We start from the raw sequence: 26,211 nt of genomic DNA on the forward strand, positions 1-26,211 counted from the left end.
CGCCCGGACCGAGGGCGCGGCCAGCGGCTTTTCCCCCGCCGGGCGCAGCGGCGCGGCGGCGGCGGCGGGCAGCGGCGGGGCCTGGGGCGCGGGCGCTGGCGGGGCCGGGGGCGGCGCGTCCTCGGACGGGTCCTTGCCGGCGGGTTTTTCCTCGGCCGGCATTTCCTCGGCCGGTTCCGGCGGGGCGTCCCTGGGCGGGGCTTCGACTTCGGACGCATCGGCCGCGACATTGCCGGCGCCGTCCACCTCCAGCCGGACCAGCTCGGCGCCCACGGCAAGGACGTCGCCCGGCTGGCCCGCCTGCCAGACCAGCTTGCCGGTCACCGGGCTGGGGATCTCGACCGTCGCCTTGTCGGTCATCACCGCGACCAGCGGGTCGTCCTCGCGCACCGTCTCGCCGGGGGCGACCAGCCATTCGGCGATCTCGGCCTCGGCGATGCCTTCGCCGATATCCGGCATTCTGATCGAATGGATGCCCATCTCAGACCACCTCCATCAATTCGCGCATCGCCGCGCCGACCCGCGCGGGGCCGGGGAAATAGCTCCATTCGTGGACATGCGGATAGGGCGTGTCCCAGCCCGCCACCCGCCGCACCGGCGCCTCCAGCTGCCAGAAGCATTCCGCCTGCACCAGCGCCGCAAGTTCCGCGCCATAGCCCGAGGTCAGCGTCGCCTCGTGCACGATCAGGCAGCGCCCGGTGCGCCCGACCGAGGCGGTCACGGCCTCCAGGTCCAGCGGCAACAGGCTGCGCAGGTCGATCACCTCGGCATCCAGGCCGGTTTCCTCGGCGGCGCTCAGCGCGACATGGACCATCGTGCCATAGGTCAGCACCGTCATCGCCTGGCCGGCGCGGCGCATCACCGCCTTGCCCAGGGGGACGGTGTAATGCCCCTCGGGCACCTCGCCCAGCTCATGCGCCTTCCACGCCTTGACCGGGCGGTCGTGATGACCCTCGAACGGGCCGTTATAGAGCCGCTTGGGCTCCAGGAAGATCACCGGGTCCGGGTCCTCGATCGCCGCCAGCAGCAGGCCCTTGGCGTCATGCGGGTTCGAGGGCACCACGGTCTTCAGCCCGGTCACATGGGTGAACAGCGCCTCGGGGCTCTGGCTGTGGGTCTGGCCGCCGAAGATGCCGCCGCCGGTGGGCATCCTGACCACCATCGGGCAGGTGAATTCCCCGGCCGAGCGATAGCGCAGCCGCGCCGCCTCGGACACGATCTGGTCATAGGCCGGATACATGTAGTCGGCGAACTGGATCTCGACCACCGGGCGCAGCCCATAGGTGGCCATGCCGATCCCCGCGCCGACGATGCCGGATTCGTTGATCGGCGTGTCGAAGCAGCGGGTCCGGCCGTATTTCGCCTGCAGCCCGGCCGTGCAGCGGAAAACGCCGCCGAAATAGCCGACATCCTCGCCGAAGACGACGACGCGCGGATCGGCGCCCATCGCCACGTCCAGCGCGTCGCGGATCGCCTCGATCATGGTCATGCGTGCCATGTCAGAACCCCGCCTCGTGACGCTGCTTCAGAAGATGCGGCGGCATCTCGGCATAGACATCGTCGAACATGTCCGCCGGGCTGGGGCGCAGGCCCTGGTGCAGCGTGCCGATGGCCTCGGCCTCCTTCTGGGTGGCGACGACCTCGGCCAGGATCTCGGCCTCGGCCTGGGCATGGCGGTCCTCGCTCCATTCGCCGATGGCGATCAGGTGGTTTCTCAGCCGCAGGATCGGATCGCCAAGCGGCCAGGCGGCGCTTTCCTCGGCCGGGCGATAGGCCGAGGGATCGTCCGAGGTCGAATGCCCGCCGGCGCGATAGGTGACATATTCGACCACCGTCGGACCCAGGTTCAGCCGCGCGCGCTCGGCCGCCCATTGCGCCGCCGCCAGCACCGCCAGATAGTCGTTGCCGTCCACCCGCAGCGCGGGAATGCCGAAGCCGTGGCCGCGCGCAGCGAAGGTGCCCGACCCGCCCCGCGCGATGCCCTGGAAGGTCGAGATCGCCCACTGGTTGTTGACGATGTTCAGCACCACCGGCGCCTTGTAGGTCGAGGCGAAGACCAGCGCCGCGTGGAAATCGCTTTCCGCGGTCGAGCCGTCGCCGATCCAGGCCGCGGCGATCTTGCGGTCGCCCGAGATGGCCGAGGCCATCGCCCAGCCCACCGCCTGGATATATTGCGTCGCCAGGTTGCCCGAGATCGAGAAGAAACCGTGTTCCTTCGAGGAATACATCACCGGCAGCTGCCGCCCGCGCATTGGGTCCTGGTCGTTGGAATAGACCTGGCACATCATGGTCTTCAGCGGATAGCCCCCTGCGATCAGCAGCCCGGCCTGGCGATAGGTCGGGAAATTCATGTCGCCGGGGTTGAGCGCGCGGCGGAAGGCGCAGGAAATCGCCTCCTCGCCCAGGTGCTGCATGTAGAAGCTGGTCTTCTGCTGGCGCTGCGCCATCATCATCCGCGCGTCGTAGGCGCGCAGCGTCATCATGTGGCGCAGGCCCTCCTTCAGCGCCTCGGCGTCGATCTCCAGCGCCTCGGCCCAGGGCCCCACGGCCTGACCGTCGCGGTTCAGCACCCGGATGATGGTGAAGGCCAGGTCGCGGATCTCCTCGGGGTCGGCATCGACCGGGGGGCGGCGGACGGTGCCCGCGCGCGGGATCTCGACCCGCGAGAAATCCGGCTGGTCGCCGGGCCGCACCTCGGGCTCGGGCACGACAAGGCTCAGCGGCGGCATCTCGTTGTGGTCTGGCGTCTCCATCGGCACCTCCTTCGCCTTGGGTCCGGTCGGGACAGGGCGCGAACCGCGCCGCGCACAGGGCGGATGCCGCACCGGCGCGCTTGCGGAAAACTGGCACCCTGCCGGCTGTCCATCCCGGCCCTCCTGCGAAAATCATGCCACGATTCGCCGCAGGATTTCCTTTCTTTCTTTCGGCATTATGGCAAATATCCGGCAGATCCTTCCAGATTTCCGGCCCCGCCGGGAACGAATCTTCCGCGCCCCGCCCCGCCACGACGCGCGCCGCATTTATGACCTGTCAGGTCATCGACCCGCGCGCGCCATGCCGCCATCCTCGGCCCTGCAACCAGGCAATCACGCCGAAGCGAAAGGACGGAAGATGACAAGCTATGCCATTGGCCATTTGCACGATGTCCGGATGAATGCCGATATCGTCGCCTATCTGGAGGGGATCGACGCGACGCTGGAACCCTATGGCGGCCGTTTCGTGTTGCACGGCGGCGAGAAGCAGGACCTGGAGGGGCATTTCGCGGGCGACCTGATCGTCATCGCCTTTCCCGACCGGGATGCGGCGCGGGGCTGGTATGCCTCGCCCGCTTATCAGGCGCTGCTGCCGCTGCGGACGCGGAATGCGCGCGGCGCGGTGTTCCTGGTCGACGGCGTGGACGAGGATCACCGCGCCACCGACATCCTGGAAACCCCGGCGTGACAAGGCGTCTGCCAGGGACCGCCGATGGGCAAGGCCCCGCCGAGACGAGGCGGCGCGCGTTGCCGCCCCGCAGCGGGGCGGGCAGACTGCGCGCGTCATGAACCACCCCTGCCCCATAGGCGCGCTGCTGCGGGACTGGCGCAAGCGGCGCGGGCTCAGCCAGATGGCGCTGTCGCTGGATGCCGGCATCTCGCAGCGGCATCTCAGCTATGTCGAATCGGGCCGCGCCCGGCCCAGCCGCGACATGGTGCTGCGCCTTGCCGAGGAGCTGACCCTGCCGCTGCGCGAGCGCAATGCGATGCTGCTGGCGGCGGGTTTCGCGCCGGCCTATCCGCAGCGCCCCTTCGACGCGCCCGGCATGGAGGCCGCGCGCGCCGCCGTCACCCGCATCCTGGACGGCCATCTTCCACATCCGGCGCTGGCGGTGGACCGGCACTGGACGCTGCTGGCGGCGAACGAGGCGCTGGCGCTGCTGCTGGAGGGCGTGCCCGACAGGCTGCTGCAACCGCCGGTCAATGTGCTGCGGCTCAGCCTGCGGCCCGAGGGGCTGGCGCCGCGCATCCTGAATTTCGGCGAATGGCGGGCGCATGTGCTGGCGCGGCTGGCGCACGAGGCCGCCGCCTCGGCCGATCCGGTGCTGGACGCGCTGCTGGAGGAGCTGCGTGCCTGCCCGATCCCGCCCGGCGCCACCGCCGCGCCGCGCGGCATCGATCCGGCGGCCATCGTCGTGCCGCTGCGGATCGCCAGCCCCGCCGGGCCGCTGTCCTTCATCAGTACCACGACGGTCTTCGGCACGGCGGTCGACGTGACCCTGTCCGAAATCACCATCGAGGCCTTCTTTCCCGCCGACCGGGACACCGCCGAGATCATGGCCGCGCGGATGTCGGACCGCTGACGGCGAAGATCAGGATGCGCCGGGGCGGCTCATCGGCCGCAGGGCGCCGGGATGGCGGATCACCTGCAGCGACAGGGCATGGGCGCGCGCCACCGCGTCCTCGGGGTCCGCGCCGGTCAGCCTTGCCGCCAGATAGGCGCCGTTGAAGCTGTCCCCGGCGCCGGTGCTGTCCAGCGGCTTTTCCCGCGCGACCGGGATCATGGCGCAGGGACCCTCCAGCAGCAGCGCGATCGGGCCGCCGCCATTCTTGACCACGACCTCGCCCGCGCCGGCCGCCTGCCAGCGCCGCGCGCAATCCTCGGGCGAGGCATCGCCGAAATGTTCGGCCTCGTCGTCGAAGCTGGGCAGCAGGATCGAGGCCGCCGGCGCCGCCGCCATCAGCGCCTGTCGCATCGCGTCGGGGCTTTCCCACAGGCGCGGGCGGATATTCGGGTCGAAGGCGGTCGGCTTGCCCGCCGCCCGCGCCTCGGCCAGCCGCCGGATCAGGTCCGCGCGATACTCGGGCGGCAGGATCGCCAGGGTGATCCCCGACAGATAGATCGCATCCGCCGCCGCGAAGGCCGCATCCAGCAGCGCCGGATCCGCGGCCAGGTGGCGGGCGGCGGACTGGCCGCGCCAATAGGCGAAGCTGCGCTCTCCGTCCTGCAGCTCGATCGCATAGAGCCCGACGCTGCACTGCGGATCGTCGGCGATAAAGCGCGTGTCGATGCCGTTCTCGTCCAGGAAGGCGCGCATTCGCGGCGAGAAGGGATCGCTGCCCAGCCGGGTCAGATAGCTGACCTGCCAGTCGCCCGGCAGGCAGTCGCGCGCATACCAGGCGGTGTTCAGCGTATCGCCCGCGAAGCCCAGCCGCCACAGATCGCCCTGGGCCTGCGACAGCTCGACCATCGCCTCGCCAATGGACAGGAAGGTCTTCATGCGCGGGCCTCCTGCCGGATCGCCTGGGCCATGCCCTCGGCCAGCATCGCCGCAAGCGCGGTCTCAACCGCGTCGCGCCATGCGGGATCATGTGCCAGGCGCTGCGGGAACAGTCCGGGAAGCCCGTGCAGCGCGGCCGAGATCACGCCCGCATTGCGCGCGATGCCCGCCAGCGTGGCGCGGATCTCGGATTCGCGCGGGTCGCGCAGCGCGTAGCCCTCGCCTCGATCCGTCACCCCCAGAGCATAGCGCATCCAGGCGGCGGTGGCGAAGGCGAAGGGGCGCGGGTCCTGCCCGGCCTCCAGCGCCGCCAGCGCAGGCTGGAAGATCCGCTGCGGCAGCTTCTCGGTGCCGTCCATGGCGATCTGCCAGGTCTCATGCGCGATGGCGGGGTTCTGGAACCGCGCCTCCAGGTCGGCGGCGTAATCGGCCAGCGCGATGCCTTCCAGCACCGGCAGGACCTGCGCCGCCGCCTGCAGATGCCGCCGGACCAGCGCGGCCAGCGCGGGATCGCCCATCACGTCGCGCACATAGCGGTGGCCGGACAGGAAACCGGCATAGGCCAGCATCGAATGGCTGCCGTTCAGCATGGTCAGCTTCATCCGCTCATAGGGCGCGACATCGCGCACGAAGATCGCGCCGCCGGCTTCCCAATCGGGGCGGCCCTGCGGGAAATGGTCCTCGATCACCCATTGCATGAAGGGCTCGGTCTCGATGGCCGCCAGGTCGGTGCAGCCGGTCTGGCGGGTGGCCTCGGCCAGCGTCTCGGGCGTGGCGGCGGGGGTGATGCGGTCCACCATCGAGGAGGGAAAAGCGACATTCTCCGCGATCCAGCCGGCCAGATCGGGCCGGGTGCGGCGGGCGAAATCCAGCACGCCGTCGCGCAGCAGCGCGCCGTTTTCGGGCAGGTTGTCGCAGGACAGGACGGTGAAGGGCGCGATCCCTGCTGCATGGCGCGCGGCCAATGCGGCGCAGATCAGCCCCAGCACGCCCGAGGGGTGGCCGGGATCGGCCAGATCGGCGGCCACCGCCGGATGCGCGGGATCGGCGGCGCGGGCGGCGCGGTCGATGCCATAGCCCTTTTCGGTCACGCTCAGCGTCACGATGCGGATCGCGGGGTCGGACATGGCGGCCAGCACCCGGCCGGGGTCGGCGGCGATCACGTCGCGGATCGCGCCGATGACGCGGGCCTTCGTGCCAGCCGCGCCGCGTTCGATCAGCGTATAGAGCCCGTGCTGCGGGCCAAGCGCCTCGGCCACCTCGCGCGAGCGCAGGCTGACGCCGGTGATCCGCCAGTCGCCGCCGCTGCGGGCCAGCGCGTCGTCACTCGCCACCGCCTGATGGGCGCGGTGAAAGGCGCCGATGCCCAGATGCAGGATGCCCACGCCATGCGCCGCCGGATCATAGCCCGGCAGCGCGGCCGGGCCGTGAACGCGGTCAAGCGCGTCCAGAAGCGGCGCGCTCATGCCCGCAGCCCCTCGACCGGGTGGTCCAGCGCGGTCATGATCCCGCGCAGCTCGGCCAGGCCCTTCAGGCGCCCGATCGAGGGATAGCCCGGCTGCGCCTTGCGGTTCAGGTCGTCCAGGATGTCCTGGCCGTGATCGGGGCGGAACGGGATCTGGTGGTCCGCGCGGCCCTCGGCCCGGCGGCGGCGTTCCTCGCGCAGGACAGCGGCGATCAGCGCCACCATATCGGTGCCGCCGCCCAGATGCTCGGCCTCGTGGAAGCTGCCCATGATGCCCTCGCTTTCGCGCGTCACGTTGCGCAGGTGCAGGAAATGGACGCGGTCGGCCAGCCGCGCCATCATCCCCGGCAGGTCGTTGTCGGGCCGCGCGCCAAGCGAGCCCGCGCAGAGCGTCACGCCATTGGCAGGCAGATCGACCGCGTCCAGGACGGCGCGGTAATCGGCCTCGGTGGACATGACGCGCGGCAGACCCAGCAGCGTGAAGGGCGGGTCGTCGGGATGGCAGCACAGCCGCACGCCTAGTTCCTGCGCCAGCGGCGCGACCTCGGACAGGAAGTCGATCATGTGGCCGCGCAGCGTCTCGGGCGACAGGCGGTCATATTCGGCCAGATGGCTGCGCACGTCGTCCAGCGAAAAGCTTTCCGCAGCGCCGGGCAGGCCGAAGACGACATTCTTCGCCAGCGCGGCCTTGTCGGCATCCGTCATGGCAGCAAAGCGCCGGCCAGCCTCGTCCGCCACCGATTCGGGGAAGTCCCCGGCGGCGCCGGGACGGGCCAGGATATGGATGTCGAAGGCCGCGAAATCGGTCAGGTCGAATCGCATGCAGGTGGCGCCGTTGGGCAGGCGCCAGGCCAGGTCGGTGCGCGTCCAGTCCAGCACCGGCATGAAGTTGTAGCAGATGACCTCGATCCCCGCCGCGCGCAGCGCCCGCATCGAGGTCTTCCAGGCCGCGATATGGTCGCGCCAGTCGCCCTTCTGCTTCTTGATGTCCTCGGACACCGGCAGGCTTTCCACGACCTCCCATTTCAGGCCCGAGGGGCTGCCGTCCTTCATGACCCCGACCAGGGCCTGGCGGCGGGCGATTTCCTCGGCGGTCCAGACCGCGCCCGTGGGGATGTGGTGCAGGGCCGAGACGACCCCCTCGACCCCCGCCTGCATCATGTCGTCAATCGAGACCAGATCCTTCGGTCCGAACCAGCGCCAGGTTTGCCGCACGCTCTCCTCCTCCGTTCAATACGCCCGATTCCTTAGCACGATACAAATCTGTTGACTAGTATGGAAGTATGGAAGTAAGACGGGAACAGGGAGGACGGCATGGCGATTCTGATGCAGATGCAGGGATTGGAACAGGGCGGCGCGGTGGGTCCGCAGCTGCACCGGCTGCTGCGCGACCGGATCGTGCGGGGCGACCTGACGCCCGGCGCGCGGATTTCCGAAACCGAGCTGGCGGCGGCCTACGAGGTCTCGCGCCAGCCCGTGCGCGAAGCCTTCATCAAGCTGGCCGAGGAAGGGCTGGTGGCCGTGCGCCCGCAGCGCGGCACCTTCATCCTGCGCATCTCGATCCCGGCCGTGCTGACCGCGCGCTTCATCCGCGAGGCGGTCGAGGCCGATATCGTCCGCCGCGTCGCGGAAGTCGCCGACGATGCCGCCATCGCCGCGCTGGACGCCCAGCTTGCGGCGCAGCGCGCGCTTGGTCCCGACGCCTCGGCCGAGGATTTCATGGTGCTGGACGAGGAATTTCACCGCACCCTGACGGTTCTTGCCGGCCAGGGCGCGGTCGGCGACCACCTGGAGGAACTGAAGACCCAGATGAACCGGGTCCGCCATATCAGCGCCCGGCAATTCGCCCGCGACCGGCTGATCGCCCAGCACGCGGCGGTGGTTGATGCGATCCGCGTCCATGATCCGCAGGCCGCCGAGGCCGGGATGCGCCTGCATCTGCGCGGCATCCTGGACGACCTGCCCGAGATCGTGCGCGCCCTGCCCGACTTCTTCGAAGGCGCGGAGGCGCTGGACTGATGCCCCTGCTGGAACGCAGTCCGGTGACGGCGGGCCAGGCCGCGATGCGCGCGAACTGGTTCTGGCGCGGCTTCCTGCCCGGCTGGCTGGCGCGGGCGCGCGACCATCGCCATGGCGGCTTCTTCGACGCGCTGGATTCTGCGGGCCAGCCGAACCCCGCCGCGCCCAAGACGGTGCTGGCGCAGGCGCGACTGCTGTTCACCTTCGCCCATCTGGCGCGGCTGTCGGGCGATCCGGCGCATCGCGCGGCAGCACTTGCGGCGCGGGATTTCCTGCCGCATCTGCGCAAGGCGCCGGGCCTTTACCGCCGCGCGGTGGCCAGCGACGGCCGCCCGACCGGCGATCCGCAGGACGAGGCCGCGCGCAGCTATGACCAGAGCTTCGTGATCCTGGCGCTGACCACCTGGGCGGCGTGCGAACCCGCGCAGGCGCGGGACGCGCTGGCCGAGGCCGAGACCTGCTGGCAGGCGCTGCTGGCGCATCTGACCGATCCGGCGACGGGCCTGCTGCTGGAGGACGACGCCACCGCCGATCCCGCCGCGCCGGGCGCGCCGCCGCGCGCCCAGAACCCGCACATGCATCTCTACGAGGCCGCGCTGCAGGCATTCGAGACGACCGGCGCGCGGCATTGGCTGGACCGGGCGGCGCGGATCCGGGACCTGGCGCTGCGTCATTTCCTGGATCCCGACACGGGCACGATCACGGAATTCCTGACCCCGGACCTGCGCCCCCTGCCCGGCGATGCCGGCCTGCGCCGCGAGGTCGGGCATCAATGCGAATGGGCCTGGCTTTTGTGGCGCGAGGCGGATCTGGGCGGCGACGCCTCGGTCCGCGCCATCGGCGACCGGCTGATGGGCTTCGCGCTGGACCACGGCTTCGCCCCGTCGGGGCGGATGGCGGGCGCGGCTTTTGACGCGGTTTCGGCCGGCGGCGCGGTGATGGAGCGCAGCTTCCTGCTGTGGCCGCAGACCGAGGCGGTCAAGGCCCATGCCGCGCGACACCTGGCGGGGATCGCCGGTGCCGATGCCAGCGCGCGCGAATTGCAGGAGCTGATCTTCGCGCAATGGTTCGACGGCCATCCGGTCTTCGTCAACCAGCTGGACGCAACCGGCGCCACGATCTGGCCCGAGGCGCTGTCACGGCTGCTCTATCACATCGTCCTGGCGCTGACGGAAGGCGCTCGCGCCGGGCTCTGGCCGGGTCCGGCCCGATAACGAAACCTGAGGAGGAGAAACACATGAACATGATCAAGACGCTTGGCCTTGCCGCCCTGCTGATGGGCTCCAGCGCCGGACTGGCTCTGGCGCAGACCCAGCTGGCTCTGTCCAGCTCGCAGCCCTCGACCGATCCGCTGGTCATCGCGATGGAAGAGGCCGCGACGCGGATCACCGAACGCAGCGAGGGCGAGATCCGGGTGACGGTCTATCCGTCCTCGCAGCTGGGCTCGGACAATGACGTGCTGGAACAGATCCGCAACGGCGCCTCGATCGCGGCGCTGGTCGATGCGGGCCGCCTGGCGCCCTTCAAGAAGGAACTGGGCATCCTGTCCGCGCCCTACCTGGTCGACGACTGGACCGACTACAAGGCGATCACCGATTCGCCGGTCTATGGCGAATGGGTCGAGGACCTGGCGGCAAGCTCGGGCATCCGGCTGCTGAACTACAACTGGTTCCAGGGCACGCGGCAGATGTTCACCAAGAACCCGGTGAACGGCCCCGACGACCTGCGCGGCGTGCGCGTGCGCACCATCGACGCGCCGGGCTGGCTGGCCACCGTCAACGCGATCGGGGCGACCGCCGTGCCGCTGCCCTGGTCCGAGGTCTATTCGGCCCTGCAGCTGGGCGCCATCGACGGGGCCGAGGCGCAGCTGACCGGCGCCTATGGCATCAAGCTGCACGAGGTGGTCAAGAACCTGGCCTTCACCGACCACGTGCATCTTGTGACCGGGCTTGCCACTTCGGAAACCTGGTTCCAGTCGCTGAGCCCCGAACACCAGGCCATCGTGACCGAGGAACTGGCCGCCGCCGGCGACCGGGCCTCCGAGGCCACCGTGGCCAAGGGCGAGGAGGTGCTGGAGGAGATGAAGGCCGCCGGCGTCACCGTCACCGAGGTCGATCTGGACGAATTCAAGGCGCTGGTCCCCGGCGTCTACGAGGAGCTGGGCCTGGTCGAGGCGCGCGAGGCGCTGACGCCCTATATCGGGACCGCCCAGCAATAATGACGGCCCCCCGGCGCGGCCCCGTGCCGCGCCGCTTGCCGTTGCCACTCGCGACATCTGGAGGAGAGCATGTGGAAGGTTCTGGACCGCGCCGAAGAGGTATTGGCGGTCATTCTGCTGGGCGGAACGGTCGCGGCGGTCTTCGTGGGCGCCACGGCGCGCGCCATCGGCCGCCCGTTTCCGGCCGCCCCCGAGATCGCGCAGCTGCTGCTGATCTGGACCTGCATGATCGGCGCCGACCTGGTGATGAAGCGCGGCGATCACATCCGCATCGGCGCCATCCCCGACATGGTCTCGCCCAGGATCCGCGCGGCCATGCACCTGGTCTGCATCGCCTGCATGACGCTGTTTCTGGCCTATGTCGGCTGGCTGGGCTGGAAGCTGGCCATGTCGAACTGGGCGCGCGAGATGGGCGCCTCGGGCCTGTCCTATGGCTGGGTCACGCTGGCCCTGCCGGTGGGCTGCGCGCTGATGGTGGTGTCGCTGATGCGCCGGCTGGCGACGCGCGGGCTGCTCTATTCGATCGAACCGAAGGCCCATGAGCAGGAGTATCCGCTGTGATCTCGTTGATGATCCTGTGCATCGCGCTTGGCTTCATGGTGATCGGGATGCCGGTCGCCTTCGCGATCGGCGTGGCCAGCCTGGTCTATTTCCTGCTGCCGACCACCTTCATGCCCGAGGTGACGGCCGTGCAGCGCATCGTCGCCGCCAGCCAGTCCTTCCCGCTTCTGGCGGTGCCGCTGTTCATCCTGGTGGGCCACCTGATGAACGGGTCGGGCATCACCATGCGGATGATGACCTTGGCCACCACGCTGGCGGGATGGATGCGCGGCGGGCTGGCACAGGCCAGCACGCTGCTGTCGGCGCTGATGGGCGGGATCTCGGGCTCGGCCGTGGCCGACGCGGCCATGCAGTCGCGCATCCTGGGCGAGCCGATGGCCAGGCAGGGTTATTCGCGCGGCTTCACCGGCGCGCTGCTGTCGGTTGGCGGGCTGATCACCGCGACCTTTCCGCCCAGCCTGGGGCTGATCCTCTACGGCTTCATGGGCGAGGTCTCGATCGGGCGGCTGTTCATCGCCGGCATCGTGCCGGGCGTGATGCTGACCATCGCGCTGCTGATCGTGACGGCGGTGATTGCGCGCCGGCGCAACTATCAGCCGATCAACGACCGCCGGCCGACATGGTCCGAGGTCCTGACCGCGACCCGCGCCAGCTTCTGGGCGATCCTGTTCCCGGTCTGGCTGATCGTCGGCATCCGCTTCGGCCTGTTCACGCCATCAGAGGCCGGTGCCTTCGCGGTCGTCTATGCGCTGATCGTCGGCGGGCTGATCTATCGCGAGTTGAGCCTGCGCGACGTGGTCGATGCGCTGGTCGCCAGCGCCCGCGACATCGGGATGATCATGCTGATCATCTTCTTCTCCGGCGCCTTCGGCTATGTCATCACCTTCGAGCGCGTGCCGCAGACCATGGCCGAGCTGACGCTGGGGGTCTTCTCCAGCAAGGAGGTGCTGCTGTTCGTCATCGCCGCCTTCCTGATCGTCTTCGGCATGGCGATCGAGGCCACCGTCGTGGTGATGCTGATGACCCCGATCCTGGTGCCGATGGTGGTGGCGGCGGGCGTCGATCCGGTGCATTTCGGCGTGGTCATGATGACGCTGGTCACCTTCGGCGGCATGACCCCCCCGGTCGGCGTGTCGATGTTCACCGTCTGCGGCATCCTGAAATGCAGCTTCAAGGAATACACGGTCGAGATGCTGCCCTTCGGGCTGGCGGTCCTGGTCGTGGTCGCGATCATGATCCTGTTCCCGGGCCTGGTCATGTTCCTGCCCAACGCGATGATGGGGGGCTGAGGCCGATGATGCTGCATCCCGACCGCCTGTTCCCGGCCGATCCCGCCACGCGCGAGATTGCCCGCCAGCTTTTCGCGGCGGTCGGGGATCTGCCCATCACCTCGCCCCACGGGCATACCGATCCGCGCTGGTGGGGTGAAAACCCCGCCTTCGCAAACCCGGCCGAGCTGCTGGTCATCCCCGACCACTATGTCGTGCGGATGCTGATCAGCCAGGGCGTCCCCTTCGAGGCCCTGGGCATCGGCGAGGGTGCCGAGACCGATCCCCGCGCGATCTGGCGGTGCTTCGCCGCGCATTACCACCTGTTCCAGGGCACGCCCTCGCGGCTGTGGCTGGACCATGCACTGGCCCATGTCTTCGGGCTGGACACCCGGCTGGCGCCGGAAAACGCCGATGCGGCCTATGACCGGATCGCCGATTGCCTGGCGCGGCCCGAATTCCGGCCGCGCGCGCTTTACGACCGCTTCGGGATCGAGACCATCGCGACCACCGACGGGGCGCTGGACGATCTGCGTTGGCACCGGATGGTCCGCGACAGCGACTGGACCGGGCAGGTCCTGCCGACCTATCGCCCCGATGGCGTCGTCGATCCCGACACGCCCGGCTTTGCCGGGGCGCTGGACCGGCTGGGCGAGATCACCGGCTGCGATACCGGCACATGGCAGGGCTATCTGGACGCCCATCGCCAGCGCCGCGCCTTCTTCCGCGAGATGGGCGCGACCGCCACCGATCACGGCCACCCGACGCCCCGCACCGCCGACCTGCCGTGGCCCGAGGCCGGCGCGCTGTTCGACCGGATCCGCACGGGCCGCGCGGGGCCCCAGGATGCCAAGCTGTTCCGCGCCCAGATGCTGACCGAGATGGCGCGCATGTCCGTCGATGACGGGCTGGTCATGCAGCTTCACCCCGGATCGTTCCGCAACCACAGCGCGGCGGTCCTGTCGCGTTATGGCCGCGACCGGGGCTTCGACATCCCGCAGCCGGTCAGCTTCACCGCCGCGCTGAAGCCGCTTCTGGACGCGGTGGGCATGGATCCGCGCCTGCGGCTGATCCTGTTCACGCTGGACGAGACCACCTACAGCCGCGAACTGGCCCCCCTGGCCGGGGCCTGGCCGTCGCTGCGGCTGGGTCCGCCCTGGTGGTTCCACGACAGTTTCGAGGGCATCCGCCGCTTCCGCCGGCAGGTGACGGAAACCGCGGGCTTCTTCAACACCGTGGGTTTCAACGACGATACCCGCGCGCTGTGCTCGATCCCGGCGCGCCACGACCTGTCCCGCCGCGCCGATTGCACCTTCCTGGCGGAACTGGTCGTCACCCACCGGCTGGACGAGACCGAGGCCCATGCGCTGGCCCGCCTGCTGGCCCGCGACCTGGCGCGCGAGGGATACCGGCTGGACGGCTGAGCGAGCCCCGGCAGGCACAACCCGAAGTGGAAAACCTGGCCGCGCGGGGGGAACCATCCCCGCGCGCGCCGCATTGTCCTGAAAAGCGATCCGACCTGCGGCGGCACGGCTCGCCGGCAGCGCGGACAGCCGTTCTTCGGACAGTCGGGACCATCTGCTCATGCTCATCACCATCCTTGCCGCCGTCAACCTTCTGCTTGGACTTGCGCTGGCCGTCGGAGGGGGCTGGCTGCTGTGGCTGGGGGGCAGCCCCTATTACCTGCTGGCGGGGCTGGGCTTCGCCGCGACCGGCATCCTGCTGCTGCGCCGCCGGGCCGAGGCGCTGCCGCTCTATGCGGTGCTGCTGGGCGGCACGCTGGCCTGGGCCCTGTGGGAAACCGGCTTCGACTGGTGGCGGCTGGCGCCGCGCGGCGGCATCCCGGTCCTGATCGGCCTGCTGCTTCTGCTGCCCGCCGTCCGCCGCCGGCTGGAGGGCGGACCCAGACCGGGACCCGCGCTGCCGCTTGGCGCGGCCGTGGCGGCTTCGGTCGCGGTGGCGGTTTACGCGATGATCCAGGACCCGACCGCGATCCGGGGGCAGCTGACGCGCGACATCGCCCTGCCGATGCGGGACGGGGTGAATACCGGCAACGAGGCGGGCGACGGCGAATGGCACCAATATGGCCGCACCGGCTTCGGCCAGCGCTGGTCTCCGCTGGAGCAGATCACACCGGCCAATGTCGGCGAGCTGGAACTGGCCTGGGAATACCGGACCGGCGACGTGAAGCGCCCCGACGACGTGACCGAGACGACCTATCAGGTGACGCCGATCAAGGTGGGCGACAGCCTCTATATCTGCACGCCGCACAACATCGCCATCTCGTTGAATGCCGCGACCGGGGCCGAGAACTGGCGCTTCGACGCCGATTCCGGCATGAACCCGGACCGCCAGCACCAGACCTGCCGGGGCGTGACCTGGTGGGAAACGCCGGCCCAGCCCCCGGCGGACGCGACGCCCGAACAGGTGGCGCTGCACGAGACCGCGCTGGCCGAATGCCCCCGGCGCGTCTACATGCCCACCGCCGATGCAAGGCTGATCGCGCTGAACGCCGATACCGGCCAGCCCTGCAGCTTCTTCGCCGAGAATGGCGAACTGCACCTGGAGGCCGGCATGGAATACAATCCGGCGGGCTATTACTATTCGACCTCGCCGGCGGTGGCGGTGGACGGCAAGCTGATCATCGGCGGGGCGGTGAACGACAATTTCTCGATCCATTCGCAATCGGGGGTGATCCGCGCCTTCGACATCGATTCGGGCGAGCTGGTCTGGAACTGGGACAGCGGCAATCCCGACCGGACCCAGCCGATCGACATCGCGGCGGGCGAGACCTACACGACCAATTCGCCGAACAGCTGGGCGGTCTTCAGCTATGACGAGGCCCTTGGCCTCGTCTATATCCCGCTTGGCAACCAGGTCCCGGACCAGCTTGGCATGGATCGCAGCCCGGCGGTCGAGGAACATTCCTCGGCCATCGTGGCGCTGGACATCGCGACCGGCCAGCGGCGCTGGGTCCGCCAGACGGTGCGCCACGACCTGTGGGACATGGACGTGCCCGCCCAGCCGGTGCTGGTCGACCTGACCGCGGCGGATGGCCGGATCGTCCCGGCGCTGGTCGGCCCGACCAAGCAGGGCGACATCTGGGTGGTCGACCGCCGCACCGGCGCGCCGCTTTCCCCGCGCGAGGAGATCCCGGCACCGGGCGGCGCCATCCCCGAGGACTGGACCGCCCCCACCCAGCCGATCACCAAGCTGACCTTCCGCCCCGACCGGCTGGCGGAATCCGACATGTGGGGCCTGACCCTGCTGGACCAGCTGGCCTGCCGCATCGCCTTCCGCCAGCTGGATTACCAGGGCCAGTATACGCCGCCCTCGCTGAACGGGACCATCGTCTATCCGGGCAATTTCGGCACCTTCAACTGGGGCTCGGTCGCGGTCGATCCCGAACGGCAGGTCATGTTCGGGATGCCGACCTACCTGCCCTTCACCTCGCGGCTGATCCCGGCCGCCGAGATCCCGCCGAAGGGCGAGGACGAGAAGGCCAGCGAACAGGGCCTGAACCGCAATGACGGCGCGCCCTATGGCGTGTTCATGGGGCCGTTCCTGTCGCTGATCGGAGTGCCCTGCACGGCGCCGCCCTGGGGCTATGTGGCCGGGGCCGACCTGCGCGGCGAACATGTCGTCTGGCAGCACCGCAACGGCACCGTGCGCGACATGACGCCGCTGCCGCTGAAGATCAGGCTGGGCGTGCCGGGCATCGGCGGGCCGATCGTCACCCGCTCGGGCCTGGCCTTCCTGGGCGCCGCGATCGACGACTATTTCCGCGCCTATGACCTGACCACCGGCACGCAGCTGTGGGAGGCGCGGCTGCCGGCGGGCGGCCAGTCCACGCCGATGACCTACGAGGTGGACGGGCGGCAATATGTCGTCATCGTCGCCGGCGGGCATGGCTCGGTCGGCACGAAGCCCGGCGATCATGTGCTGGCCTACAGCCTGAGGTGAGGCGCGCTCAGATGAGGGCGGTGACGGCCAGCACCCAGCCGGTCAGCAGCGCGCCGGACACCATCAGATAGGCGCCGTTCCAGAACAGCCCGACATCGCGCGCGGCGATCCCGCCCAGCCTGCCGACGATCAGCACCGAGGCGGTGAAGGGCGAGGTGTTCCCGCTGAGTGCCCAGCCCCCGGTGATCGCGACCACCATGGCGGCGGGGCTGACCCCCAGCGCCTCGGGGGTGGGCAGCAGGGGCACCAGCAGCGTCACCGAAAGGATCGGGTTCATGCCGAACTGCCCGGTCAGCGGGATCAGCCAGACCAGCGCCGCCAGCAGCAGCGCCGGCGGGATCCGGGTCAGGTCCGGGCCATGCTCGGCCATCACCGGCACCAGCAGGAACGCCCCCATGCTGCCGATGAAGGCGGCCATGAACAGCAGCACGATCTCTCCGCCATAGCCGGCCAGCTCGCGGCTGGCGAAGAGGCCGAGCCGGGTCCGCAGCCGGCCCTTGCCGGGCGGTGGGAACAGGCCCAGCCAGGCCAGCGCGGTCAGCGGCACCACGGTCATCACCGCGCCGACGATCTCGACCCCGGTCAGCAGATGCAGCGCCGAGACGCTGGCGATGACCACGGCCAGTAGGATCAGCAGCGGCCGCAGATGGGTCAGCCAGCGGCCGGTTTCCACCGGGCGCGGGGCGGGGCTGCGCGCCAGCTTCGGCTTGAAGGCGGTATCCATCCCCCAGCCCGCCAGCAGCATCAGCGCGGCGCTGGCCAGGCAGGGCAGCACGACGCCGCGCCAGGACGCGCCCTCGACCAGCGTCGTGCTGATCGCCATCGAGAAGGCCAGCGGCGACCAGCACAGCGTGGCGGCGAAGCCGCGCTGGATGGCGACCAGCATCCGCCGCAGCCGGTGGCGGCGGATCTCGGCATCGGGCTCGCGCGCGGCGCTTTCCGCCGCCAGCGTGCCCAGCAGCGAGATCGAGCCGTAAAGCAGGATCAGCCCGAACAGGTGCCCGCCGACGGTCAGCGCCAGATAGCGCAGGCCCGGCGGCTGCCGCGCCAGGAAGCGTCCGCATTCGATCATCTGCGGCGATCCGGCCGCGACATAGCGGATCGCGGCCAGCGCCGTGAACAGCGCCACGATGAAGCTGCCGCTGCCGATGGCCCGCATGGTCCCGGCCAGCCAGTCCGCCCGCAACAGGGCCGCCGCCAGGACCAGCCCCAGCCCGATCAGCACGAAGGCCTTGCGCGACATCGGCGCGCCAAGCGCGAACAGCAGCATCGCGGCGACCGCCAGCCCGCCGCTCAGCGCGCCCATGACCGGACCGGCGCCATATTCGACGGGAACGGTCGCGACCATCGTGGCGGCGATCAGGAAACCGCCGATCTGGGCGCTGCGCGGGACAGGAAGCATCGGGCCGGTCGCCTTGAAATCCGGGGGCGGAAGGGCGGCGAGAAGCGCCGCGCGGACCCGGCCTTCTTGGGCCGAAGCCGGGGCAAGGTCAACCGGATCGCGCCGCCGCGGGCCGCTGGAAACGGCACCGGCGGGGGGTTGCGCCACGGCTTCCGGGATCAATTTTCTACATACACCCGTCCGAAGGAGGTGTATTCTTCGACAGGTCCGTCGCCTTTGGCATGGCCGGGCGATGTTCGTGCGCCTATGTTTTCACTGCCTATCTTGTCGTCTTTCAGGAACCCTGCCCGTGTCTGGACCCCGCTTCGTCGCTTTCTCCGGCTCCTGGAGCCAACCTTCCAGGACCCGCAACCTGGTGACCGAGGCCGCGCGCCGCGCGGTCGCGCGTTTCGGCGGACAGGCGCATGTCTTCGACATCGGCGATCTGGGCCCGGATTTCGGCACGATGCGCGCGCCCGCCGACGGCGCCTATCGCCGCCATCTGGAGGCCTTCCTGCAGGCGGATGCGCTGATCGTGGCCAGCCCGGTCTACAAGGGCAGCTATACCGGCCTGTTCAAGCATTTCATCGATCTGCTGGAGCCCACCGCCCTGACCGGCAAGCCGGTACTGCTGGCCGCAAGCGGCGGCGGCGACCGCCATGCGCTGGTGATCGAACACCAGCTGCGCCCGGTCTTCGGCTTCTTTGAGGCCCATACGCTGGCCACCGGGCTCTATGTCTCGCCCTCGGATTTCACCGGCGACAGGCTAAGTTCCGAGGCCGCCTCGCAGCGGCTGGACCGGGCCGTCTCGCAGTTCGCCGCCTATCTTCCCAGCCCCGAAGCCTCGCGGCTGCGCGCCGTCGGCTGACCCGCCGGCGACCCTGCCACGGGCCGCTTCCTCGGGGCGGCCCGTCAGGCCAGCAGCGCGACGATCAGCGCCCAGACCGCCAGATTGGCCAGGATGGCCAGGCCGCGCGTCATGCGGGCGCTGTCGGCGGCCGAGGCTTCGCGGTCCATGCGCCGCAGGATCAGCTCGGTCTGAATGTCATACATGATGGGCTCCTGTGGTTCCGTTTCGGGGCCGCGCGGTCAGACCCGCGCCAGCACGTGATGCGGGACCGCGCGGGGAAAGCGCGGCCGAAGCGCGGGTTGCGGAAGGATGCGCGCCGCCAGCCGGTCGCGGATGATCTTGCCCCCCGGCCAGGGGCCGAAGCCCGCCGCGACGTTCACATGGCCGGCATAGCCCAGATCCAGCAGTTCCGCGTCCCAGCTTGCGGCCAGCTGCGCGGCCTGCCCGAAACTCATCCAGGGGTCGTCATGGCTGGCGACGACGACGGCGGGGATGTCGAAACGCTGCTGCGGAATGGGCTGGAAGCGCGTCAGCCGATCCGAATTGGCGGGATCGGCAGGGGCGACCAGCATCGCCGCGCTGATCCGCAGGCCCGGCCAGCGCGCCAGCATCCGCGCGATCAGGATCGCCCCCAGCGAATGGCCGACCAGGATGCTGTCCGGATGGCGCAGGATCATCCCGGCCAGCGTCGCCTCCCACAATTCGGGCGTCGGGCGGTGCGGGTCGGCGAATTCGACCATCACGGCATCCGGATCGGTTCGGGCCCACCAATGCTGCCAATGGGGCGCGGGCGAGCCGTCAAGGCCGGGCACGATCAATGTCGTCGTCATGGCGGTCTTCCTCTTCCGTTGCGATTTAAGACTACCAAACAGGTCGTGTATTGTTGTTCCAATCTTGCCGCCCCGGATGGAAAGTTCCTCTCTGGCGGCGGGGTCCGGCGCGGGAAACCGGGGCCGGGACGGGCCGCAACCGCAATGGTCAAGGCCCGATTCCCTGACCTGCAGGGACCGCAGTTCGGGCCGGAGCAGGGAAATTTCTTCCCCGATGCCGGGCATTTATGGAAGATTATGCCCGCGCTTCGATGCCGCTGGATGATTGCCTCGGATCATCGCGCCATCTAGGCTGGAAGGATGATTACCCAGAAAGCGAAATACGCTCTCAAGGCGCTGATGGTGCTGGGCGACGAGGCCGAGCGCGCAGTCCCCGAGCCGCTGACCATCGAGACCATCGCGCGGCGGTCCGGCACGCCGAAACGCTTCCTGGAACAGATTCTGCTGGAGATCCGCAATGCGGGGATCGTCGGCTCGATCCGCGGGCGGGGCGGCGGCTATCTGCTGATCCGGCCCCCGGCGCTGGTCTCGATCCCGGAACTGCTGCGCCTGCTGGACGGGCCGATCGCGCCCCTGCCCTGCCTGTCGCGCAGCGCCTATCAACGCTGCGAGGACTGCACCGACGAGGCCAGCTGCCGCATCCGCCGCATGTTCGCCGAGATCTTCTGGTCCTACCTGATCATCATCGAATCGCTGACGCTGGCCGACATCCTCAGCTCGGGCCAACTGCCGGCAGAGCTTGCCAGCATCTAGATCTCCGGGACAGGCGCGGCAGAGAAGGTTTCTGTCGTCCGGCCGGAAAATTCAGTCGGAATTCTCCTTTGCAAAATACGACCGGAACTGTCGTAATTAACCTGTCGCGGCATGTTTGCCGTCGCAAGGGAGACCGCAGCATGATCGGATTTCACCACCTCGAGCCGGCATGGGATAACCTTCAGGACGGAACGGAAGCCGAAACGGGCGGCTATTGGGCCGTCCAGCTGATCGACCGGCGCACCGGCCAGGTGCATCGGCGCAACGGCTCGCCGGTCGCCATCGTCAGTGCCGAACCGCAGCGGGCGGCGGCCGAATTGCTGAAGGGCCGGGATCCGGCGCTGTGGCAGGCCCGTATCGACCCCCTGCCCGGCAGCTGGTCCTGACCCGCCGGAGGCCAGCTTGCCCGGCGCCGAACATGGCCGTGACAGGTCCCGCAGCCTTGCGGCGCGGCTGGACGGCGCGCTGTTCCGCCTGACGACGCGCCGCATGGGTCCGCGCCAGCTGAGGGCGCTGGAACTGCAACCGCTGGCGGACAGGGTCCGGGCGCAAGGCTGGCAGATCCGCAGCGCCGGTCCCCGCTGGTTCACCGTCTGGAGCGGCGATGCCGCGCGCCTGGCGCAGGAATCCACGCTTCTGCTTCCCGCCCCCTGGATCGGCCTGACCGAGCCCGAGATGCTGGCGATCCTGACCCTTCAGGCGCAACGGCAGGGGCTGCTGCCCGCCGATTCGGGCTGGTTGGGGCCACTGATTCAGTCTGGAAGATCAAAGCTCTGGCTGGCGCAGCGCAGCGGCGCCTGACGATTCGACCTGCCGCACCCCGCCCCATGCCGGGAAGAAGAATTCTCTTTCCGCGCCGGCCCCGGCAACAACGGCTTCCCAAACCGCCACCGTTCTTTGGAATCGCCAGCAGGGGCTCGGGCGGCTAAAAAACACGACATGATAACTCGTGATAAAGGACATCTCATGACCTATCGCATCGCAGGATTGACGGGCAGCCAGGGCGCGACCTCGACATGCCGGACGCTGGTCGAGATGGCCATGACCCGGATCACCCGCAGCCATGACGCGATCGGCGCGATCTATGACCTTGCCGACCTGCAGCCCTCGCTGGGGCAGGCGGACAGCATCGGCGCGCTGGCGCCGCTGTCGCGGGCCATCCTGGAAACGGCGCTGAGCGCGGATCTGCTGATCGTCGGCGTGCCGGCGCGCAGGGGCAGCTATCCCGGCCTGTTCAAGCATGTCTTCGACCTGACCCGGCACCAGCCCCTGGCGGGCAAGCCGGTCCTGCTGACGGCCAGCGTGGACGAAGACGCCGAGGCGCTGATGGTCGAGCACCAGCTGCGGCTGCTGTTCGCCGCGCTTGGCGCGGATCCCCTGCCCGCCGCCATCATCGCCGGCCCCCGCGACATCCCGCAGGACGGCGCCATCTCGCACCGGCTGCGCGCCCGGATGAACCACGCGCTGGACCAGCTGGACCCCCGCCTGGCGCTTCATCGCGGCCCCATCGCCCACGCCGCCTGAGCCTATCAAACCGGCCCGGCCCCGATTCCGCTGGCGGGGCCGGCCCCTCATATCCCCCAGGAGAAGACCATGACCCGCAAGATCAGACTCGGCGCCTTCCTGCCCGGCGGCGGACAGCATATCGCCTCGTGGCGCCATCCCGACCAGCCGGCCGACGGCGCCGTGAATTTCGACTTCCACAGGCAGCTGGCGCAGACCGCCGAGCGCGGCTTGTTCGACGCCTATTTCCTGGCCGACGGGCTGGCGGCCTCGGTCGGCGGCACCTCGGAAGGCGGCCCGGCCCGCGTCGCGGGTTTCGAGCCGGTGACGCTGTTTGCCGCGCTGGCGCCGCTGACCACCCATCTGGGCTTCATCGCCACCGCCTCGACCACCTATGAGGAGCCCTACAACACCGCCCGCAAATTCGCCTCGCTGGACCTGATCTCGCAGGGGCGTGCGGGCTGGAACGTGGTGACGACCGCGACCGAGGCGGCGGCGCGCAACTTCAACCTGGACCGGCAGTTCCCCCATGCCTACCGCTACAAGCGCGCGGCCGAACATGTCGAGGTGGTCAGGAAGCTGTGGGACAGTTTCGAGGACGACATCTTCATCCGCGACAAGGCCAGCGGCGATTTCTACGACCGCGACAAGCTGCATCCGGCGGATCACAAGGGCGAGCATTTCAAGGTGCAGGGCCCGCTGAACGTGCCGCGTTCGCCGCAGGGCCATCCGGTGATCGTGCAGGCCGGCCAGTCCGAGGACGGCCGCGCCCTGGCCGCCGCGACGGCCGAGGTGATCTTCACCGCGCATCAGCACCTGTCCACGGCGCAGGAATTCTATCGCGACATCAAGAGCCGCGCCCGCGAACTGGGCCGCAACCCGGACCATATCCTGATCATGCCCGGCGTCGCGCCCTTCGTCGGCCGCACGGACGAGGAGGCGCGCGAGAAATACGACGCGCTGACCTCGCTGATCCGGGACGAGGACGGCGTCTCGCTGCTGAACGGGCTGACGGGCGGCACGCTGGACCTGACCGGCTATGACCTGGACGCGCCGCTGCCGCCGGCACCGCCGACCGAGGGGATGAAGTCGCGCCAGGCGCTGATCCGCCAGATCGCGGACGAGAACGACTTCACCATCCGCCAGCTGTTCCAGTGGGTCGCCACGGCACGCGGGCACTACACCATCGTCGGATCGGTCAGCCGCATCGCCGACGTGCTGCAGGAATGGTTCGAGAACGAGGGCGCGGACGGCTTCAACATCCTGCCGCCCTGGCTGCCGACGGGTCTCAACGATTTCGTCGATCTGGTGATCCCCGAGCTGCAGCGCCGCGGGCTGTTCCGCACCGAATACGAAGGCCGGACGCTGCGCGAGAACCTGGGCCTGCCCTTCCCCGTCAACCGCCATGCGGCCGCCCGCGCCGCCGCCCAGGCCGCGGAGTAAGGCGATGAGCATCGAGACGCTGGACACGCCCCGCCCGCGCAAGGGCACCGCCTCCCGACCTTCCGTCCTGCCGCTGCTGCGCAGCCGCCTTGGCTGGCTGGCCTCCCGCTATGGGCTGGTCGCGGGTTTCCTGATCCTGTGGCAGCTGTCGGGTCCCCTGGGCTGGGTCAGCCCGGCGGTCTTTCCGCCGCTGGACAAGATCTTCGCCGCGCTGTGGCAGGGCCTGTCCAGCGGGGCGCTTGTGGACGATATCGGCATCAGCCTGCAGCGCGCCGGCATCGCCTTCGCGGCGGCGGTCGGCCTTGGCATTCCGCTGGGGCTGCTGATGGGCCAGCTGCCGCCGGTCGAGCGCGCGCTGGACCCGATCCTGCAGCTGTTCCGGCAGACCTCGGCGCTGGCGCTGTATCCGGTCTTCATCCTGCTGCTGGGACTGGGCGAGGCCTCGAAGGTCTTCGTGATCTTCTGGGCGACGCTGTTTCCGATCCTGCTGGCCACCATCGGCGGCGTGCAGGAGGTCGACCGCAAGCTGATCGAGATGGCCCGCAGCTATGGCGCCGGGCACCTGGCGATCTTCCGCCGCGTGGTGCTGCCCGCCTCGGTCCCGGCGATCTTCGTGGGCCTTCGCCTGTCGGCCACGACCGCGCTGCTGCTGCTGATCGCGGCCGAGATGATCGGCGCGAACAAGGGGCTGGGCTTCCAGGTGATGAACGCCCAGTACAATTTCCAGATCCCGCTGATGTTCGCCGCGATCTTCCTGCTGGCCTTCCTGGGCCTGGCCGCCAACGCGCTGCTGGTCGCGCTGCAGCGCCGCCTGTGCCGCTGGTCGGTGGCGGACCGCTGAACCCGATCCCGACATTCCATCAAAGGACACCCCTTCCCATGAAATACTTCCTGTCTTCGCTGGCGCTCGGCACCGCCGTAACGCTGTCGGCCGCCGCCCATGCCGAGGATGTCACGCTGCGCTATCTGGCCAGCCATGGCGGCATCGCGGCCCATGAGCTGGCCAAGGAACTTGGCTGGTTCGAGGGCACCGGCGTCGATGTCGAAACCGTCGGCTATGCCTCGGGCGGGCCGGAATCGCTGATGGCGCTGGCCGGCGGCTCGGTCGAGATCGGCAGCGCGGCGACCTCGGCCGTGCTGAACTCGATCGTCGGCGGCAATGATTTCGTCGCCGCCTATCCCACGCAGGGCATCAACGACGAGGTGCAGTCGATCTTCTACGTGCTGGAGGACAGCCCGATCCAGACCATCGAGGACATCGCCGGCAAGACCATCGCGGTGAACACGCTTGGCGCGCATCTGGACTATACCGTGCGCGAGGCGCTGCACCAGAAGGGCCTGCCGCAGAATGCCGCCAACCTGGTGACGGTGCCGGGGCCGCAGCTGGAACAGGTCCTGCGCTCGGGCCAGGTCGACGTCGCGGCCTTCGGCTATTGGCAGACCACCTTCGAGGGCGCCGCGCGGCAGAACGGCGGGTTGCGCGCGGTCTTCGGCGATACCGACGTGCTGGGCGACATCGCCGGCGGCTTCACCGTGCTGCGCCGCGACTGGGTCGAGCAGCATCCCGACGCCGCCCGCATCTTCGTTACGACCTCGGCGCGGGCGCTGGACTATGCCCGCGAAAACCCCGAGAAGACGCGCGAGATCACCGCGAAGGTCCTGAAGGAACGCGGCGAGAACCCCGAGGTCGCCGCCTTCTTCGCCGGATATGGCGTGCGCGAGGGCGGGCTGGCCACCGAACGCGACGTGCAGTTCTGGATCGACGTCCTGGTGCGCGAGGGCAAGCTGTCCGAGGGCCAGCTGAAGGCGCGCGACGTGCTGCTGGTCACGCAGGAAGAGGTCGCCGCGAAATGACCGTGACCGACACCCTGCGCGGAGAGGTTGCCCTGCGCAACCTCTCGAAGTCCTACAGCCTCAACGGCCAGGTGCTGCAGGTGCTTCGGCATCTGGACCTGGACATCCGCGGCGGCGAATCGCTGGCCATCGTCGGCCCCTCGGGCTGCGGCAAGACCACGCTTCTGCGGCTGCTGGCGGGGCTGGAGGCGCCGGATGGCGGGCAGGTGCTGATCGACGGGCAGGCGGTGACGGGCGTCGGCACCGAACGCGCCGTGATCTTCCAGGAGCCGCGCCTGCTGCCCTGGCTGACGGTGCTGGACAACGTCTCCTTCGGGCTGGACCTGCGCGGCCTGTCGCGCGACGAGGCCCGCGGCCGGGCGATGCGCTATATCCGGCTGGTGGGCCTGGGCGGCTTCGAGACCGCCTTTCCGCGCCAGCTGTCCGGCGGCATGGCGCAGCGCGTCGGTATCGCCCGCGCCCTGGCGATCCAGCCCGAGATCCTGCTGCTGGACGAGCCCTTCGGCGCGCTGGACGCGATGACCAAGCTGACCATGCAGGAGGAACTGACCCGCATCTGGCAGGAAGAGGGCGTGACGATGGTGCTGGTCACCCACGACCTGGAGGAGGCGATCTTCCTGGCCGACCGGGTGCTGGTCATGTCGCGCGACCGCGCCGAGCCGCCGCGCCTGATCAGCAACGACCTGCCCCGCCCCCGCGACCGCAGCCATCGCGACTTCGTCGACATGCGCCGCCAGCTGATGGCGCAGTTCGGCCTGCATTGAGGTCGCGTAGAAGCATGGCCTCCGGGGCGGGCCCGCGATGAAAGTTCATGCTCCTTTCGCGGCCCAGTTTGGAATGGCCAGCTTC

General features: G+C 69.5%; 27 protein-coding genes. 18 read left to right on the forward strand and 9 right to left on the reverse strand.

What is annotated here, in order from left to right; all coding sequences use genetic code 11:
• From C9E82_RS10800 to C9E82_RS10810, 3 genes are all read right to left on the reverse strand, one after another.
• On the reverse strand, positions 1–459 hold a 459-nt coding region (locus tag C9E82_RS10800; protein ID WP_342354324.1), incomplete at its 3' end, for a biotin/lipoyl-containing protein.
• 22 nt (positions 460–481) lie between these two features.
• Positions 482–1,498: an alpha-ketoacid dehydrogenase subunit beta gene (locus C9E82_RS10805; protein ID WP_119896950.1), complete on the reverse strand. Its 1,017-nt coding sequence runs from the start codon at positions 1,496–1,498 to the stop codon at positions 482–484.
• A gap of 1 nt (position 1,499) precedes the next feature.
• Entirely contained in the window at positions 1,500–2,753 is a 1,254-nt protein-coding gene (locus tag C9E82_RS10810) for a 3-methyl-2-oxobutanoate dehydrogenase (2-methylpropanoyl-transferring) subunit alpha (protein ID WP_119896949.1), read from the reverse strand.
• Positions 2,754–3,111: 358 nt separating this feature from the next.
• On the opposite strand from C9E82_RS10810, the gene C9E82_RS10815 reads away from it, so the two are divergent.
• A complete protein-coding gene (locus C9E82_RS10815) occupies positions 3,112–3,441 on the forward strand; it encodes a DUF1330 domain-containing protein (protein ID WP_119896948.1) in 330 nt (109 codons plus the stop codon).
• Between the two features lie 97 nt (positions 3,442–3,538).
• Entirely contained in the window at positions 3,539–4,336 is a 798-nt protein-coding gene (locus C9E82_RS10820; protein WP_119896947.1) for a helix-turn-helix domain-containing protein, read from the forward strand.
• A 9-nt stretch (positions 4,337–4,345) separates the two neighbouring features.
• Here C9E82_RS10820 and C9E82_RS10825 read toward each other — a convergent pair whose 3' ends face one another.
• From C9E82_RS10825 to uxuA, 3 genes are read right to left on the reverse strand one after another with little or no spacing between them, the layout of a single operon-like run.
• Positions 4,346–5,254, reverse strand: a complete 909-nt coding sequence (locus C9E82_RS10825; protein WP_119896946.1) for a sugar kinase — start codon at positions 5,252–5,254, stop codon at positions 4,346–4,348.
• Complete coding sequence (locus C9E82_RS10830; protein ID WP_119896945.1) at positions 5,251–6,720, reverse strand: mannitol dehydrogenase family protein; 1,470 nt, start codon at positions 6,718–6,720, stop codon at positions 5,251–5,253. The genes C9E82_RS10825 and C9E82_RS10830 overlap by 4 nt, the downstream gene beginning before the upstream one ends.
• A complete protein-coding gene (gene uxuA, locus C9E82_RS10835; RefSeq protein WP_119896944.1) occupies positions 6,717–7,934 on the reverse strand; it encodes a mannonate dehydratase in 1,218 nt (405 codons plus the stop codon). Before uxuA ends, C9E82_RS10830 begins: the two co-directional genes overlap by 4 nt.
• 99 nt (positions 7,935–8,033) lie before the next feature.
• On the opposite strand from uxuA, the gene C9E82_RS10840 reads away from it, so the two are divergent.
• The 7 genes from C9E82_RS10840 (at position 8,034) to C9E82_RS10870 (ending at position 16,748) form a co-directional block, all read left to right on the forward strand.
• Positions 8,034–8,738, forward strand: a complete 705-nt coding sequence (locus tag C9E82_RS10840) for a GntR family transcriptional regulator (RefSeq protein WP_240643430.1) — start codon at positions 8,034–8,036, stop codon at positions 8,736–8,738.
• Entirely contained in the window at positions 8,738–9,952 is a 1,215-nt protein-coding gene (locus C9E82_RS10845) for an AGE family epimerase/isomerase (RefSeq protein ID WP_119896943.1), read from the forward strand. The genes C9E82_RS10840 and C9E82_RS10845 overlap by 1 nt, the downstream gene beginning before the upstream one ends.
• A gap of 23 nt (positions 9,953–9,975) precedes the next feature.
• Positions 9,976–10,956: a C4-dicarboxylate TRAP transporter substrate-binding protein gene (locus tag C9E82_RS10850; protein ID WP_119896942.1), complete on the forward strand. Its 981-nt coding sequence runs from the start codon at positions 9,976–9,978 to the stop codon at positions 10,954–10,956.
• 69 nt (positions 10,957–11,025) lie between these two features.
• Positions 11,026–11,517: a TRAP transporter small permease gene (locus tag C9E82_RS10855; protein ID WP_119896941.1), complete on the forward strand. Its 492-nt coding sequence runs from the start codon at positions 11,026–11,028 to the stop codon at positions 11,515–11,517.
• A gap of 8 nt (positions 11,518–11,525) precedes the next feature.
• On the forward strand, positions 11,526–12,806 hold the full coding sequence (locus C9E82_RS10860; RefSeq protein WP_170161999.1) for a TRAP transporter large permease: 1,281 nt from the start codon (positions 11,526–11,528) through the stop codon (positions 12,804–12,806).
• Between the two features lie 8 nt (positions 12,807–12,814).
• On the forward strand, positions 12,815–14,209 hold the full coding sequence (uxaC, locus tag C9E82_RS10865) for a glucuronate isomerase (RefSeq protein WP_205962132.1): 1,395 nt from the start codon (positions 12,815–12,817) through the stop codon (positions 14,207–14,209).
• 160 nt (positions 14,210–14,369) lie between these two features.
• On the forward strand, positions 14,370–16,748 hold the full coding sequence (locus C9E82_RS10870) for a glucose/quinate/shikimate family membrane-bound PQQ-dependent dehydrogenase (RefSeq protein WP_119896938.1): 2,379 nt from the start codon (positions 14,370–14,372) through the stop codon (positions 16,746–16,748).
• Positions 16,749–16,755: 7 nt separating this feature from the next.
• On the opposite strand, the gene C9E82_RS10875 is transcribed toward C9E82_RS10870, so the two are convergent.
• Positions 16,756–18,150 (reverse strand): hypothetical protein, encoded by a 1,395-nt coding sequence (locus C9E82_RS10875; protein ID WP_119896937.1) that lies wholly within the window; start codon positions 18,148–18,150, stop codon positions 16,756–16,758.
• Between the two features lie 232 nt (positions 18,151–18,382).
• On the opposite strand from C9E82_RS10875, the gene C9E82_RS10880 reads away from it, so the two are divergent.
• Positions 18,383–18,997, forward strand: coding sequence for an NAD(P)H-dependent oxidoreductase (locus tag C9E82_RS10880; protein WP_276312072.1), 615 nt, complete (start codon positions 18,383–18,385; stop codon positions 18,995–18,997).
• Positions 18,998–19,041: 44 nt separating this feature from the next.
• Here the strand turns inward: C9E82_RS10880 and C9E82_RS24485 are convergent, their stop codons facing one another.
• Both C9E82_RS24485 and C9E82_RS10885 read right to left on the reverse strand, forming a co-directional pair.
• Positions 19,042–19,182 (reverse strand): hypothetical protein, encoded by a 141-nt coding sequence (locus C9E82_RS24485; protein ID WP_170161997.1) that lies wholly within the window; start codon positions 19,180–19,182, stop codon positions 19,042–19,044.
• A gap of 36 nt (positions 19,183–19,218) precedes the next feature.
• The gene (locus C9E82_RS10885; RefSeq protein ID WP_119896935.1) at positions 19,219–19,809 is read right to left on the reverse strand and encodes an RBBP9/YdeN family alpha/beta hydrolase; all 591 of its coding nucleotides are present in this window, start codon (positions 19,807–19,809) and stop codon (positions 19,219–19,221) included.
• A gap of 300 nt (positions 19,810–20,109) precedes the next feature.
• Between C9E82_RS10885 and C9E82_RS10890 the strand changes: the two genes are divergently transcribed.
• The 8 genes from C9E82_RS10890 to C9E82_RS10925 all read left to right on the forward strand — a co-directional run bounded on the left by C9E82_RS10890 (position 20,110) and on the right by C9E82_RS10925 (position 26,126).
• Entirely contained in the window at positions 20,110–20,562 is a 453-nt protein-coding gene (locus C9E82_RS10890; RefSeq protein ID WP_119896934.1) for an RrF2 family transcriptional regulator, read from the forward strand.
• Between the two features lie 140 nt (positions 20,563–20,702).
• Positions 20,703–20,948 carry a hypothetical protein gene (locus C9E82_RS10895; protein WP_119896933.1) on the forward strand — a complete coding sequence of 82 codons (246 nt, stop codon included), beginning with the start codon at positions 20,703–20,705 and terminating at the stop codon, positions 20,946–20,948.
• 16 nt (positions 20,949–20,964) lie between these two features.
• The gene (locus tag C9E82_RS10900) at positions 20,965–21,363 is read left to right on the forward strand and encodes a hypothetical protein (protein ID WP_119896932.1); all 399 of its coding nucleotides are present in this window, start codon (positions 20,965–20,967) and stop codon (positions 21,361–21,363) included.
• Between the two features lie 165 nt (positions 21,364–21,528).
• Positions 21,529–22,086 (forward strand): NAD(P)H-dependent oxidoreductase, encoded by a 558-nt coding sequence (locus C9E82_RS10905; protein WP_170161996.1) that lies wholly within the window; start codon positions 21,529–21,531, stop codon positions 22,084–22,086.
• A 69-nt stretch (positions 22,087–22,155) separates the two neighbouring features.
• Positions 22,156–23,508 carry an LLM class flavin-dependent oxidoreductase gene (locus C9E82_RS10910; protein ID WP_119896930.1) on the forward strand — a complete coding sequence of 451 codons (1,353 nt, stop codon included), beginning with the start codon at positions 22,156–22,158 and terminating at the stop codon, positions 23,506–23,508.
• 4 nt (positions 23,509–23,512) lie between these two features.
• Positions 23,513–24,349: an ABC transporter permease gene (locus tag C9E82_RS10915; RefSeq protein ID WP_119896929.1), complete on the forward strand. Its 837-nt coding sequence runs from the start codon at positions 23,513–23,515 to the stop codon at positions 24,347–24,349.
• Between the two features lie 38 nt (positions 24,350–24,387).
• A complete protein-coding gene (locus C9E82_RS10920) occupies positions 24,388–25,362 on the forward strand; it encodes an ABC transporter substrate-binding protein (protein ID WP_119896928.1) in 975 nt (324 codons plus the stop codon).
• Complete coding sequence (locus C9E82_RS10925) at positions 25,359–26,126, forward strand: ABC transporter ATP-binding protein (protein ID WP_119896927.1); 768 nt, start codon at positions 25,359–25,361, stop codon at positions 26,124–26,126. Before C9E82_RS10920 ends, C9E82_RS10925 begins: the two co-directional genes overlap by 4 nt.
• The last annotated feature ends 85 nt before the right edge of the window (positions 26,127–26,211 follow it).

It is taken from the genome of Paracoccus sigandri (genome assembly GCF_003709565.1).
Lineage (GTDB): Bacteria > Pseudomonadota > Alphaproteobacteria > Rhodobacterales > Rhodobacteraceae > Paracoccus > Paracoccus siganidrum.

What these genes read in the sequence shown, in the direction of transcription:
- C9E82_RS10805 (WP_119896950.1), bottom strand. Translation starts at nt 1,498, where the DNA reads ATGGCACGCATGACCATGATCGAGGCGATCCGCGACGCGCTGGACGTG.
- C9E82_RS10810 (WP_119896949.1), bottom strand. Translation starts at nt 2,753, where the DNA reads ATGGAGACGCCAGACCACAACGAGATGCCGCCGCTGAGCCTTGTCGTG.
- C9E82_RS10815 (WP_119896948.1), top strand. Translation starts at nt 3,112, where the DNA reads ATGACAAGCTATGCCATTGGCCATTTGCACGATGTCCGGATGAATGCC.
- C9E82_RS10820 (WP_119896947.1), top strand. Translation starts at nt 3,539, where the DNA reads ATGAACCACCCCTGCCCCATAGGCGCGCTGCTGCGGGACTGGCGCAAG.
- C9E82_RS10825 (WP_119896946.1), bottom strand. Translation starts at nt 5,254, where the DNA reads ATGAAGACCTTCCTGTCCATTGGCGAGGCGATGGTCGAGCTGTCGCAG.
- C9E82_RS10830 (WP_119896945.1), bottom strand. Translation starts at nt 6,720, where the DNA reads ATGAGCGCGCCGCTTCTGGACGCGCTTGACCGCGTTCACGGCCCGGCC.
- C9E82_RS10840 (WP_240643430.1), top strand. Translation starts at nt 8,034, where the DNA reads ATGGCGATTCTGATGCAGATGCAGGGATTGGAACAGGGCGGCGCGGTG.
- C9E82_RS10845 (WP_119896943.1), top strand. Translation starts at nt 8,738, where the DNA reads ATGCCCCTGCTGGAACGCAGTCCGGTGACGGCGGGCCAGGCCGCGATG.
- C9E82_RS10850 (WP_119896942.1), top strand. Translation starts at nt 9,976, where the DNA reads ATGAACATGATCAAGACGCTTGGCCTTGCCGCCCTGCTGATGGGCTCC.
- C9E82_RS10855 (WP_119896941.1), top strand. Translation starts at nt 11,026, where the DNA reads ATGTGGAAGGTTCTGGACCGCGCCGAAGAGGTATTGGCGGTCATTCTG.
- C9E82_RS10860 (WP_170161999.1), top strand. Translation starts at nt 11,526, where the DNA reads ATGATCCTGTGCATCGCGCTTGGCTTCATGGTGATCGGGATGCCGGTC.
- uxaC (WP_205962132.1), top strand. Translation starts at nt 12,815, where the DNA reads ATGCTGCATCCCGACCGCCTGTTCCCGGCCGATCCCGCCACGCGCGAG.
- C9E82_RS10870 (WP_119896938.1), top strand. Translation starts at nt 14,370, where the DNA reads ATGCTCATCACCATCCTTGCCGCCGTCAACCTTCTGCTTGGACTTGCG.
- C9E82_RS10875 (WP_119896937.1), bottom strand. Translation starts at nt 18,150, where the DNA reads ATGCTTCCTGTCCCGCGCAGCGCCCAGATCGGCGGTTTCCTGATCGCC.
- C9E82_RS10880 (WP_276312072.1), top strand. Translation starts at nt 18,383, where the DNA reads ATGTTCGTGCGCCTATGTTTTCACTGCCTATCTTGTCGTCTTTCAGGA.
- C9E82_RS24485 (WP_170161997.1), bottom strand. Translation starts at nt 19,182, where the DNA reads ATGTATGACATTCAGACCGAGCTGATCCTGCGGCGCATGGACCGCGAA.
- C9E82_RS10885 (WP_119896935.1), bottom strand. Translation starts at nt 19,809, where the DNA reads ATGACGACGACATTGATCGTGCCCGGCCTTGACGGCTCGCCCGCGCCC.
- C9E82_RS10890 (WP_119896934.1), top strand. Translation starts at nt 20,110, where the DNA reads ATGATTACCCAGAAAGCGAAATACGCTCTCAAGGCGCTGATGGTGCTG.
- C9E82_RS10895 (WP_119896933.1), top strand. Translation starts at nt 20,703, where the DNA reads ATGATCGGATTTCACCACCTCGAGCCGGCATGGGATAACCTTCAGGAC.
- C9E82_RS10905 (WP_170161996.1), top strand. Translation starts at nt 21,529, where the DNA reads ATGACCTATCGCATCGCAGGATTGACGGGCAGCCAGGGCGCGACCTCG.
- C9E82_RS10910 (WP_119896930.1), top strand. Translation starts at nt 22,156, where the DNA reads ATGACCCGCAAGATCAGACTCGGCGCCTTCCTGCCCGGCGGCGGACAG.
- C9E82_RS10915 (WP_119896929.1), top strand. Translation starts at nt 23,513, where the DNA reads ATGAGCATCGAGACGCTGGACACGCCCCGCCCGCGCAAGGGCACCGCC.
- C9E82_RS10920 (WP_119896928.1), top strand. Translation starts at nt 24,388, where the DNA reads ATGAAATACTTCCTGTCTTCGCTGGCGCTCGGCACCGCCGTAACGCTG.
- C9E82_RS10925 (WP_119896927.1), top strand. Translation starts at nt 25,359, where the DNA reads ATGACCGTGACCGACACCCTGCGCGGAGAGGTTGCCCTGCGCAACCTC.